This window comes from Rickettsia montanensis str. OSU 85-930, assembly GCF_000284175.1.
GTDB lineage: Bacteria > Pseudomonadota > Alphaproteobacteria > Rickettsiales > Rickettsiaceae > Rickettsia > Rickettsia rickettsii.
The window spans coordinates 1,031,636-1,044,198 of record NC_017043.1; the positions used below are offsets into that span (position 1 = coordinate 1,031,636).

The window sequence follows — 12,563 nt, forward strand, 5'->3', positions numbered from 1 at the left end:
TTATCGTCATTACGAGCGACTGTAAGGAGCATGGCAATCTCATGAAATAGTATAAAATCCTGAGATTGCTTCGTCAAAACTTACAGTTTTTTCTCGCAATGACGTAGAATTTTCAAACGATTTCTTTAAAGCTTAATTGCTTTTCTATGTTAAATAGTTTAATTTAGGAGAGAAAATAATTAATTAAATCTCTAATATATGAGCGATTTATTCAGCTTTAACAAAGAAAAGAAAAATAAGCTAGTCGATAATAACTATAGTGCAAAAGATATTGAAGTATTAGAGGGGCTTGAGCCTGTTCGTAAAAGACCGGGGATGTATATCGGGGGTACTGATTCAAATGCTATGCATCATTTAGTATCTGAGGTGCTGGATAATGCTATGGATGAAGCAGTCGCCGGCTTTGCAAGTATCATCACGATAAAAATGCATCATGATCATAGTATTACTATATTTGATAACGGTCGCGGTATCCCTATTGATAATCATCCTAAATTTCCTGACAAATCAGCTTTAGAAGTAATTTTAACTACTCTTCATTCAGGAGGTAAATTCTCAAATAATGTTTATCATACTGCAGGCGGATTGCATGGTGTTGGAATATCGGTAGTAAATGCTTTATCTAAACATTTAGAAATAAAGGTTTATAAACAAGGTAAATTATATAGCCAAAGTTATTCTAAAGGAGAAAAATTAACTGATTTAATATGTGAAGAATCATCTAAAAGGCTAAGAGGTACATCAATAAATTTCACTCCCGATCCGGAAATTTTTAGTGAAAAATTACATTTTAATCCTAAAAAGATTTATGAGCTTGCAAGGTCAAAAGCTTATTTATATCGCGGTGTTACTATAGAATGGGCATGCGAAGTAGAAGTACCGTCAGATATACCTAAAAAGGCATTAATAAGTTTCCCGAACGGTTTAAAAGATTATTTAAGTTCAAAAATAACTTTAGATAATTTAGTTATTCCGGGAATTTTTGTAGGTAATATAGAGTCTACGCCGGACAGGATAAAACTTGAATGGGCGATTTGTTGGCAAAATAACGATAGCTCGGCATTTATTCAATCATATTGTAATACTGTTCCGACTCCTCAAGGAGGAACACATGAGCAAGGACTTAAGTCGGCTATTTTACGTGGGCTTAAAGCATATGGTGAAATGATAGGGAATAAAAAAGCTGCTAATCTAACTATTGAGGATATTTTAGAAACCGCAAGTGTCGTACTTTCTATTTTTATAGCTGAGCCGTCTTTTCAAGGACAAACTAAGGAAAAATTAGTATCAAACGGTGTAAGTAAACCGGTCGAGAATATAATAAAAGATCATTTTGACCATTTTCTTAGTAGCGATAAAGCTTTAGCTACTAATTTACTTGAGCATGTAATTAGCATTGCTGAGTTTAGAATCAGTAAGAAAAACGAAAAAAATATTTTCCGTAAAAATGCCACTCAAAAATTACGTTTACCCGGTAAACTTGCCGATTGCACACGCACTTCACCTGAAGGGACGGAATTATTTATTGTAGAAGGTGATTCGGCAGGAGGCTCTGCAAAACAAGCACGTAATAGAGAAACGCAAGCAGTATTACCGTTATGGGGTAAAGTTCTAAATGTTGCGAGTTCTACGCTTGAGAAAATCGTTAATAATCAAGCAATACAAGATTTAGAAATAGCTCTTGCCTGCGGTAGTTTAAAGAATTATAAAAAAGAAAATCTGCGTTACGAAAAAATAATTATTATGACTGATGCAGATGTTGACGGTGCTCATATAGCTTCGCTATTAATGACTTTCTTTTTTTTACGAATGCCGAAATTGGTAGAAGAGGGGCATTTATATCTAGCTAAGCCTCCGCTTTATCGTTTAACGCAGTCTAATAAAACTTATTATGCAGGCGATGAAGAGGAAAAAGCTAAGTTAACGGATAAATTATTAAAAGCTAGTAAAGCTAAAATTGAAGTAGGTAGGTTTAAAGGTCTCGGTGAAATGATGCCTGCACAATTAAAGGAAACTACTATGCATCCGGAAAAAAGATCGCTTTTAAAGGTAACTTTAGAAGATTTTCAAAATGTCGATAAAATAGTAGATGATTTAATGGGTAAAAAGCCGGAAAAAAGATTTCAATTTATTTATGAACAGGCTTTAGTTAAAATGGATAAAATTATTAGTGAGCTGGATATTTAATAGTTATTACGAGGAGCCGTAGGCGACACGGCAATCTCGTCAAATATCCTGAGATTGCTTCGTCAATTACTTATGTAATTTCCTCGCAATGACGCTTTGCTTAAAAAACACACATATTTGGAGTATTATGTTATTACGTTTAATTATAACACTATTTTTTATTATAAATTCTATTTGTGCATTTGCAGAAGGAGAAAAAGAAACTGAAAATAAAATATCAAATCAGGAAGCTTATAAGCAATTTCAAGACGTATTTGAACGTATCGAAAAGGATTATGTACAGGTACCCGATAGGCAAAAAATGATAGATGAAGCAATTAACGGTATGTTAAACTCACTTGATCCTCATTCAAGCTATTATACCGATGAGGATTTAGAAGATATTTTTACTTTTACAAAAGGTGAATTCGGCGGAATCGGTGTTGAAATAATGTATGATAGCGGAGCAATTAAGATAATATCGCCTATTGACGATTTGCCGGCTTTCAAAGCAGGGCTTAAAGGCGGGGATTATATAGTAGGCGTGAATGACGAGTTAGTCTCTACGCTTGGTCCTAATAAAGCTATAAAAGAGATGCGTGGTACGCCTGGTACTAAGGTTAAATTGTTGATAATTAAGGAAGAAGAGGCAAAACCGCAAGAGCTAGAGCTTACTCGCGAAATAGTAAAAATCAAGCCGATAAAAGCACATTTAGAAAAAAATAATATTGCATATATACGTATAACTACTTTTAATGAGTCAACAATTTCTGAGCTGAAGGCAGCAGTAAAGAAGTTAAAAACTGAGAGTAAAGATGACCTTAAAGGTATAATTCTAGATTTACGTAATAATGCCGGAGGTATACTCGATCAAGCTATTGCCGTTAGTGATTATTTTATTGATTCCGGTGTAATTGTAACAACAAAAGGTAGAACTACATCAAGTAATAGCGAAACTAAAGCAAATGAGTTTTCGTTAAAAGCTCCCAAAGTACCTATGATAGTTTTAATAAACGGTAATTCTGCCTCTGCCTCGGAAATAGTTGCTGGAGCTTTGCAAGATCATAAAAGAGCAATAATACTTGGCACTAAGTCTTTCGGTAAAGGATCAGTTCAGGCTTTAACGCAAATCAATTCTAGGGCTGCCGTAAAACTAACTATATCTAAATATTACACCCCAAGCGGTCGTTCTATTCAAGCAGAAGGAATAGAGCCTGATATTTTAATTGAACCGGCGAAAGTTGAGTATCCAAAAGTGAAAAAAATAGATAAGCGTTTTTCTGAGAGTTCTTTAAAAAATTATTTGAAGAATGATAATGAAAAAAACAAAGATAGCAAAAAAGAAACAAAAGCCAAAAATAATAAACAAGAAGAGAATGAATTATCGGAATTATACAAAAAAGATTATCAATTTGCTCGTGCTTATGATGTAATTACAGGGTTGATTATTAATAAGAAGCTGGAAACAAAAGAGAAAGTTAAACAAGAAGATAAGTAGAAAGGATAATATCATTCTCGGTTTTACTGCATGGATAGATTCTTCGTCATAAGCTACGGAAAAACTGTAAGTTTTGTACGTACGCAATCTCAGGAACCTTGGTTTATGAGATTGCCACGCTCCTTTTAGTCACTCGCAATGACGATTTGGTATGCAAGCAAGCCTTCCGCAGGGATGACATCAGTTGAGCTAAAAATAACTACTAGGTCTTATAATGAACCATAATAAGTATATAGTAAGATTGTCATTCATTATATTGTTTCTTAATATTGTCATAAATATGATGTTTTATCGTTATTTTATGATAAAAGAAATGATAGTAAAACAAGTAGCTTTGGAACATACTAAAATTGTAGAACTTTACACTAATAATATTTGGAATACTCATCAGAACGTAATCAGTAGATTACATAAATTCGATTATTTAAAACTATTACAAGATCAAGATTTTATTAATTTTGCAAAGATTACCGCTCAATGGTTTACCAATCTTAATATTAATATTTCTCTCTACGATCTCAAAGGTAATAAATTCATCACTAGTAATATGTTACATATGTATAGTGTAGACAATTATAAGGATGATAGTTTGGTTGAGATAGTTACCGCAAAAATCGATAAATTTTTTTTAAAATCCTTTACTTCAAAAGCTCCGCTTCGAGATGCTTTTGAAGGTATTACAAGTCATATATTATTACCAAAGGTAGTAATAGAAAATGAAAGTGATTTAACAGTGGAAGAGGCTTCTTTTGTTACTAGCTATATCCCTGTTATAGATAATAATTTAGATTTTCCCATAGATGCAGTATTTGAGATTAACACTAATATTACCAGCCAGTGGCAAAATATGACCTCTCTTGAGCAAAAGGTTTTTATAACTTTTATCATTATTTTTATAATATTCTGCACTATAATTATTAGTAATACTAACTATGCTAGACAAATTATTGAGGAGCAGCTTGAAACAAATAGAAATTTAAAAGCTCAAATAATAAAAGTAGAAAAAACCAGCTCTTCAAATACAAAGTTTTTTACTAATATTAGTCATGAATTGCGTACACTGCTTAATGCTATAATAGGCTTTTCGGAAATTCTTATGTCGGAAAAAGATGCAGAAAAAAGTAAAAATTATATTAAAGATATAAATGATGCCGGTAAGCATTTGCTTAGTATGATTAATGATATTTTAGATCTTTCTAAAGCTTCTGCCGATAAATTAAAAGTAGATAGTATAGATCTTGATTTAAATAAATTAATTAGTTCTTCGCTGATACTTGTTAAGCCTCGTGCCGATCAAGCCGAAGTGGCTTTAATTAGTAGATTACCGAAAGAGCATGTGGTTATAAAGGCTGATCCAAAAAGGCTAAAACAAGTATTCTTAAATCTTTTATCAAATGCCGTGAAATTTACAAATTCTGGAGGAAGTGTTACTATTGCACTTGAAAAAGATGAATTAGCAAAATTAGTATATATAAAAGTTATAGATACCGGTATCGGTATTGAGGAAAAAGATATCCCAAAAACTTTATCGGCGTTCGGTCAAATTGATAGTGAGCTTAGTAGAAAATATGAAGGTACCGGTCTTGGGTTGCCGCTTACTAAAAAGCTGGTTGAACTTATGAACGGTAAATTTGATTTGCACAGTAAGATAAATGAAGGTACCACCATAACAATAACTTTTACATATGACGGTAGTATTGAAATATAAAAAATTGTGTGGAATATTAAAAAATTTTCGGTATTATAAAAAAATTATAAATTTTTAAAAAATATATGAAACTGATTGTCTTATTATTTACTTTTTTATTTTCTATGTTTTCTTTCGGAGAAAGCGAAACTATTAAAGGAAAGCCTTTAAAATATGCAGCAAATAATGATTTTGAAAATAGACTAGATGAACAGGAACAAGAAATCAGAAGGCTAATCGGTAAAGTTGAGGTTTTACAGCATAAAATTGATATGCTAACGCAGCACTCAAATATTTCAAATCAAGAAGAAAATACTGAAGTTTTAGAAGCCGGTGATTCAAAAAAACAAGATGTTTTTGATATAGCTTTGCTTAAAGATATGCCGGATAATGCTCCTAAAAAACCTATTGCGGTTAATAAGGATATAGCTCCTGATAAGCAAGCTTACGATTTGGCTCTTGCTGCTTATAAAGATAATAAACTTACTGAAGCAAAAGATAAGTTTAAAAATTTTATCCAAAAATATCCTAACAGTTCGCTAATTAGTAATGCTTATTTCTGGTATGGGGAATGCTTTTTTAAACAAAAAGACTATAATGGGGCAGCGGTTAACTATTTAAAAGGCTATAAAGAGTCACCGAAAGGAGCAAAATCTTCCGATGGGTTATTGAAGTTAGCACTTTCCTTAGGTGAACTAAAAAAAACTCAGGAAGCATGTAATATGCTTGCTAAGCTTGATAAGGAATTTCCAACTAATAGAACTGCAGCATCCAAGAAAATGGCAGAAGATGCTAAGATTAAATTTGGCTGTAAAAATAAATAAAAATAATAAAATATGACTGATATTTTGGATGAAGTACTGAGTGATCAAAATGAAGAAAAAAGGTTAATTTTTTTCAAAAAGCTTTTACCTATAATAATAATCATTTCTATAATAGCTATTACTATAATGGTTGTTATTAATAATAATAAAGATAAAAGAATTAAAAATAACCAAAAAAACGGAGATATTCTTGTTAAGACTGTTGGTTTGGAAACAACAAAAGATAATGAAGAATTAGCTTTTAATACTTTAGAGAATTTAGTTACTACTAGTAATACTAAAATCAAAGAAATAGCTGCATTAGAACAAGTAGCCATAAAGATTTCAGAAAAAAAATATTCAAAAGCGAAAAACCTGCTTAATAAAATTATTGAAAATAAAGAATATTCCGAAATTTCTACTGCTTATGCACGTATTTCATGGTGTGGTCTTGTTATTGATGATCAAAATCTAGATGTTCAAGATAAAGAGAAATTGATCAAATATTTAAACTATTTTGATGACGAGAAAAAACCTTTTTGGGCTACAGCAACTATTATGAAAGCTATGTGGGATATTAAGAATAATATGAAACCGCAAGCAGAAAAAAATCTAAAAAATTTATTAATTTCAAATAATGTATCTGATCTAATAAAAGATCAGGCTAAAGCATTGCTTGTAAATTTAAATAAATAATAATTCGTACTTAAGGAAAAATATGACAAAAAAAATAGCACTTCTGTTATTACCGTTTATTTTAATTTCATGTAACGGGCTTGGACCAAAAAGGGTAAAAAATATTGTTGAGTTGACTCCTAAATTAGCAATTCAGACTCATGAGCCTATATATTTAGATTCTAATGCAAATATATATGCATTTAATGCAAATATGCTTAAGAATAAACAGTATAATTTCGCTAGAAGCAAAACGATTACCGAGCCGGTTTTTATAGGTGATATGATTTATGCATTGGATATTAGATCGAATATTTCTGCATTTTCTATAGAGAAAAATAAGATTATTTGGTCTTATAATTTAAGTAGACATAAAAAAGATAATTATATAGGTGGCGGAATTTTACACCATAACGGAAAATTATACGTAACATACGGTTCAAGGTTGTTAGTAGTGCTAGATGCAAAATCAGGTTATGAAATAATTAGAAAAGAACTTCCGGATATTATTAGAATTAAGCCTATTGTGCTCAATGATAATACTGTCTTAGTGCAAACTATCAGTAATCAAACTATTGCTTTAAATGCAGAAACTTTAAAAACCGTATGGGAACATGAAAGCCTAGCGGAAATTTTGTCGGCTAGTTATTTTATGACGCCGATAGTACAGTATGACAATGTAATAGTAACTTATAATTCCGGGCAGATACTTGCCTTAAATATAACAAACGGTGAAGTAAAATGGAATTTTGAGTTTGCAAATCTTAATGATCGTACAGCTATACCGAATTTTGACGAATCAAGTATTTTATGTACTCCCGTTCATGATAATATGAATCTGTATATAGCAACCGGTCTTGGTAAGCTTATTAAGCTTAATGTAGCAACCGGCAGTGTGATTTGGCAGGTAAATGCCGAGGATATTCAATCAATGTCTTTAATCGGTAATAGCCTATTTGTAACAAATAATGCTAGACAAATAGCAGCATTTAATCCTGAAACAGGGAAAGTAAAGTTTGTAGCTGATTTAAATGATGGAAAAGATCCTAAGAAACTAAAATCTGCTGCTTTTTTAGTACCTTTTGTTGGAGTTGATAATAACAATAAGCGAAGTTTAAATGTTATTTCCGTTAACGGTGTTTTATATAGTTTTGATGTTGATAATAATGGATTAAACATGATACCTCATATTGTCAAAATTATAAAAAATATTCGTTATTATGGGCTAAGAGCAAATAATAATTTATATTTTTCTACCGATAGAAAAATAATATTCGGAAGTAAATAAATTATATTTAGCTTGACAGATAGCGGGTATTAATGCTATTAAATATGTTGCTTGATTCTTTAATTTTAAATTCTAATTAAAAAGATACTATTGTGAAAACTTACTCGGCAAAGCCATCGGAAATTGAAAAGAAATGGTGGGTCATAGACGCAAAAGATATTGTACTAGGACGACTCGCTAGCAGAGTTGCTAATATGCTACGCGGTAAGCATAAGCCTAGCTTTGCACCTCATTTAGATTGTGGTGATAATATAATCATAATAAATGCGGGGCATGTAAAATTAACAGGTAAAAAAGCGAATCCCAAAGACGGAAAAATATATTACAGATATACAGGATTTCCAGGTGGGATAAAAGATACTACGGCAGGTAAAATCTTAAGTGGTAAACACCCTGAGAGGGTTATTAAAATGGCCGTAAAAAGAATGATTACAAGAAATGCTTTAGGTGCTAAGCAAATGAGTAATTTGTATGTTTATGCAAATGGTGATCATCCTCATATGGCACAGCAACCTACTGTTTATGATTTTGCAAGCCAAAATCCAAAAAATAAAAAGTAATAGAATATGCCCGAGTTAAAAATTAAAACAGAAAAAGTAGAAAAGCATTTAACTAAAGAACCTTTAGTATTAAAAACTCCTAAAGAAAAAATAGATAATTCAGGTAAGCTTTATGCTACAGGTAAAAGAAAAAATGCTATAGCACGAGTATGGCTTAAAGTAGGAAAAGGAAAAATAGTTGTTAATAAAAAAACAATAGCCCAGTATTTTCCTTCTGAAACTTATGTGAAAACTATCTTACAGCCGTTTGTCTTAACAAAAACTATTGATCAGTATGATGTAATTTGTACTGTTAGAGGTGGAGGAATTTCAGGACAGAAAGGTGCTATTTTACATGGAATTTCTAAAGCTTTAGATAAATCTGCTCCGGATTTTCATGCTATTTTGCGTAAAGGCGGCCTTTTAACACGTGATTCTAGGGTAGTAGAGCGTAAGAAATACGGACAACGTAAAGCACGTAAGAAAACACAATTCTCTAAACGTTAAGATAAAATTTGAGAAGTTGCTAGTCAATTGTTGCATGGATCAATTTTTTTATTGTCATCCCACGACTTGATCGTGGGATCCAGCTTAAAATATTTAAATTATTAGTATTTTAAGCTATTTTTTTGGGGATACCGTGGTCAAGCCACGGTATGACACTCAGTACATTTTCCAAGCCATGCAACCGCTTTTATCTAGAATGACACTTCTTAACAAATTATATAAACACTTTTCCCCTGGCGGGGTAGCTCAGCTGGTTAGAGCGACGGAATCATAATCCGTGTGTCGGGGGTTCAAATCCCTCCCTCGCTACCATTCATTCGTCTTTTTGACAGTTCTATAGTAAACTGATTTGAACTTTTTGTTCATCCTCTCGTCTGTTATATATATAGGCTCTACCTTCGTGCCTGTCACAAAATGGGGTTGAGTTTACCATAGTACTGTTAACAGTCCCATAGTTTTTAATAAAATTTTGTATAAGATAAATATTAGACTTCTTACATAACCTATTTTATAAAGAGGAATTTGAAGGAGGCACGGAACATAGAACCGGAGCGTAGCCAAATCTATGTAAGGATTCGAGTACCGGATCGACATACAAATTACCTTTAGAAAGAGATTATGCAAGGAGTCTATTTTATATTAGGTTCTGTGAAGATCTATAAAAAGATTTGATTTGCACTAAAAAATATCTCAAAATAACAAATCAATTAGAAATCTTTACAAAGTCTAGCATTTTATGAAATTGATTTTAACAAGTTTAATTTTTATATTTATGAGCTTTCTTCCAATATATGCTAAATCCTTACCTAAAGGGTTCGTGTATCTGAAAGATATCGACCCTACAATTATTCAAAATATGCATTATTATTCAGATGAAAATTTTGTTGGTAAAAAGGTAGATGGTTATAAAGCACCGGAAGCAATTTTAACCATAGAAGCTGTTAAGGCTCTTAAAGCAGTACAGCTGAGATACAAAAAGATGGTTATTCACTGATTATATATGATGCATATAGACCACAAAAAGCTGTACAACATTTTTTAAGATGGAGCAAAGATAATATTGATCAAAAAAATACTGAAACAACAACAAATCACTGTCTAAGTAATTTTATTATAAACTTATTTCATATAAGAGAAGGATTTTATTGCTAATATAACTATATCTAATCTAGCAAATGCATTTACTGCACATATAATTGGTGATAATAATTATAACCTAATAAAGAATGATGGTACATATTATATGATTGAATCTAGTTGCGATAAAGATATTAGTTTATTGTCTAGAGGAACAAATGAGTGTGCTGTATTTACTTTAGGCAATGATACGGATGCTTCATTATAAATTCTGATTACCATGATGATAGCGATCAACATAATACATGTCTAGGTCAAATAGAGGATCAAGAGGCTCTAAATAATTAAGTATAGTAAAAGAAATTGAACATAATTCAACTTCTTTTACTATATATAAAATTTTTACTGAATTAATGACTCAAATTCTTTTACGACGGCTTGGTAAAGTTTACGTTTAAACGGTATTATAATAGATAAGAGTTCATCAAGTGATGCCCAACGCCATTGGTCAAATTCCGGATTAGAGGTATTTATATTAATATCTTCGTTATTTCCGGTAAACCTAATTAAAAACCAGCGTTGTTTTTGTCCACGAAAATTACCGTTCCACAGTTTAGGTATTAAAAATCTTGGTACATCATAACTATACCAGCATTTGCTTTCGGCAATAATATATCCTTTATCGCTGCCTATTTCTTCTAACATCTCACGCATTGCTGCAATACTTGGTGTTTCGCCGGGAACTATCCCACCTTGCGGCATTTGCCATGCAGATATTCTTGTATCTATTCTTTTACCGACGAATATATGGTTATCGGCATTTAATATCATCATGCCGACTCCTGGTCTATATGGTAAATCAAGATGTTTTTTGGAAGAATTGCTCATTATTTTTTTACTTTAAAAAATCAATTATAATTTTACTACTTTATTTTTACCCGTTGTTTTAGCTTCATACATAGCTTTGTCAGCACGTTCAATGAAAGATTCTATTGATTCTTCTTTTTTATATTTCGTAACTCCGATTGAAATAGTTGTTTTTAAAGGTTCAATTTGATCTTCAATGTGAAAATCCATATACTCTATTTTAACTCTAACTCTCTCCGCAGTTTCAATTGCTTTAGAAATATCTATATCCGTTAAGAGTATAGTAAATTCTTCACCGCCGAATCTTGCTATTAAGTCTGTTACTCTGAGAGTATTCTTCAAAATACGGGATACAATTGTTAAAACCTTATCACCTGCTTGATGACCGTAAGTATCGTTTACATGTTTAAAATTGTCGATATCGCACATAAGTAAATATAATTTAATACTTTCTTTATTAGCTTTCTCAATCATTTGTTTGAGATGTATATCGAAATAGCGACGATTAAATAAGCCGGTTAGACCGTCTTTAGCTGCTAAATTGACACTTTGTTCAAGATCATTACGTAAATTATCTTGATATTGCTTACGTCTTAATTGTGTTCTAATTCTAGCAAGCAATTCGCTTTCCTCTATAGGATAAACGAAATAATCATTAATACTGAGTTCAATACCTTTCACAACCAAAGGCATACCGTCTTCATCAATTTGTAAAATTATTACTACGCCGCTTATTTCTGCTTTACCTCTTAAAATAACACTGATCCTCAAAGGATCGTCATTTTCGAGTGTACTACTGATAATTACTAAATCGGTGGTATATTCATTTATAATATCTAATTCATCGGAATTACTTATTACCTTTACGTTTTGGGTAATCTTAAGTAACATTTGTTTTATATTTTTAGCTTGTACCACATCATCATTAATTAGTAATATTTTTTTATCTGTAAAAGTGTCATGCATTTCGATATTTGTTATGCCTAATAATGCATTAGTGCTATTACGAAGCTTTAACTCATCAATTAAGCTTTTCATTCTAGATAGCGATTTAAGTCTTACAAATAGAGCAGTATCGTTAATCGGCTTTGTTAAAAACTCATCAGCTCCTGCCTCAAGACCTTTAACTCGATCATCAATATCAGAAAGTGCAGTTACCATTACAACCGGTATATGAGTAGTTTCCGGATCGGTTTTTATCGTTTTACATACCTCAAATCCATCCATTTCCGGCATCATAACATCAAGTAGTATAATATCAATTTTTCCCTTTTTAAGAATTGCTAGTGCTTCTTTGCCGCTATTTGCAGTAAGAACCGTATAATACTCTTTTAAAAGTTTGGCTGTTAGTAACTTAATATTGGGTTCTATATCATCTACTACTAATATTGTGGTCATAAGATTAAATTCTTGTTTTTAAAGGAAATAATTTGTATATTTATACTTTAATAAGTCT

At 31.6% G+C, this 12,563-nt stretch carries 10 protein-coding genes, 1 tRNA gene and 2 pseudogenes; 11 read left to right on the top strand and 2 right to left on the bottom strand.

The annotated features are described in order from the left end of the window. Positions 1-198: 198 nt before the first annotated feature. The 11 genes and pseudogenes from parE to MCI_RS05615 all read left to right on the top strand — a co-directional run. Positions 199-2,187 carry a DNA topoisomerase IV subunit B gene (parE, locus tag MCI_RS05570; RefSeq protein ID WP_014410015.1) on the top strand — a complete coding sequence of 663 codons (1,989 nt, stop codon included), beginning with the start codon at positions 199-201 and terminating at the stop codon, positions 2,185-2,187. Between the two features lie 127 nt (positions 2,188-2,314). After that, a complete protein-coding gene (locus tag MCI_RS05575) occupies positions 2,315-3,664 on the top strand; it encodes a S41 family peptidase (protein WP_014410016.1) in 1,350 nt (449 codons plus the stop codon). Between the two features lie 214 nt (positions 3,665-3,878). Further along, on the top strand, positions 3,879-5,372 hold the full coding sequence (locus tag MCI_RS05580; RefSeq protein ID WP_014410017.1) for a sensor histidine kinase: 1,494 nt from the start codon (positions 3,879-3,881) through the stop codon (positions 5,370-5,372). Positions 5,373-5,437: 65 nt separating this feature from the next. Continuing rightward, positions 5,438-6,175 (top strand): tol-pal system protein YbgF, encoded by a 738-nt coding sequence (gene ybgF / locus MCI_RS05585; protein ID WP_014410018.1) that lies wholly within the window; start codon positions 5,438-5,440, stop codon positions 6,173-6,175. 12 nt (positions 6,176-6,187) lie between these two features. Continuing rightward, entirely contained in the window at positions 6,188-6,850 is a 663-nt protein-coding gene (locus MCI_RS05590; protein ID WP_014410019.1) for a DUF2659 family protein, read from the top strand. Positions 6,851-6,872: 22 nt separating this feature from the next. Next, positions 6,873-8,117, top strand: a complete 1,245-nt coding sequence (locus tag MCI_RS05595; RefSeq protein ID WP_014410020.1) for an outer membrane protein assembly factor BamB — start codon at positions 6,873-6,875, stop codon at positions 8,115-8,117. A gap of 92 nt (positions 8,118-8,209) precedes the next feature. Beyond that, positions 8,210-8,677 (top strand): 50S ribosomal protein L13, encoded by a 468-nt coding sequence (gene rplM, locus MCI_RS05600; RefSeq protein WP_014410021.1) that lies wholly within the window; start codon positions 8,210-8,212, stop codon positions 8,675-8,677. A gap of 6 nt (positions 8,678-8,683) precedes the next feature. Then, on the top strand, positions 8,684-9,163 hold the full coding sequence (rpsI, locus tag MCI_RS05605; RefSeq protein ID WP_014410022.1) for a 30S ribosomal protein S9: 480 nt from the start codon (positions 8,684-8,686) through the stop codon (positions 9,161-9,163). Between the two features lie 235 nt (positions 9,164-9,398). Then, positions 9,399-9,475: transfer RNA gene (locus MCI_RS05610), tRNA-Met, on the top strand. 170 nt (positions 9,476-9,645) lie between these two features. Next, positions 9,646-9,789, top strand: a pseudogene (locus tag MCI_RS10650) (palindromic element RPE1 domain-containing protein); the annotation flags it as partial. A gap of 110 nt (positions 9,790-9,899) precedes the next feature. Beyond that, positions 9,900-10,097, top strand: a pseudogene (locus MCI_RS05615) (D-alanyl-D-alanine dipeptidase); the annotation flags it as partial. 545 nt (positions 10,098-10,642) lie between these two features. On the opposite strand, the gene MCI_RS05620 reads toward MCI_RS05615, so the two are convergent. Together MCI_RS05620 and MCI_RS05625 are read right to left on the bottom strand one after the other, a co-directional pair. Continuing rightward, positions 10,643-11,128 (bottom strand): RNA pyrophosphohydrolase, encoded by a 486-nt coding sequence (locus MCI_RS05620; RefSeq protein WP_014410025.1) that lies wholly within the window; start codon positions 11,126-11,128, stop codon positions 10,643-10,645. Positions 11,129-11,152: 24 nt separating this feature from the next. After that, positions 11,153-12,505, bottom strand: a complete 1,353-nt coding sequence (locus MCI_RS05625; protein ID WP_014410026.1) for a PleD family two-component system response regulator — start codon at positions 12,503-12,505, stop codon at positions 11,153-11,155. Positions 12,506-12,563: the final 58 nt, after the last annotated feature.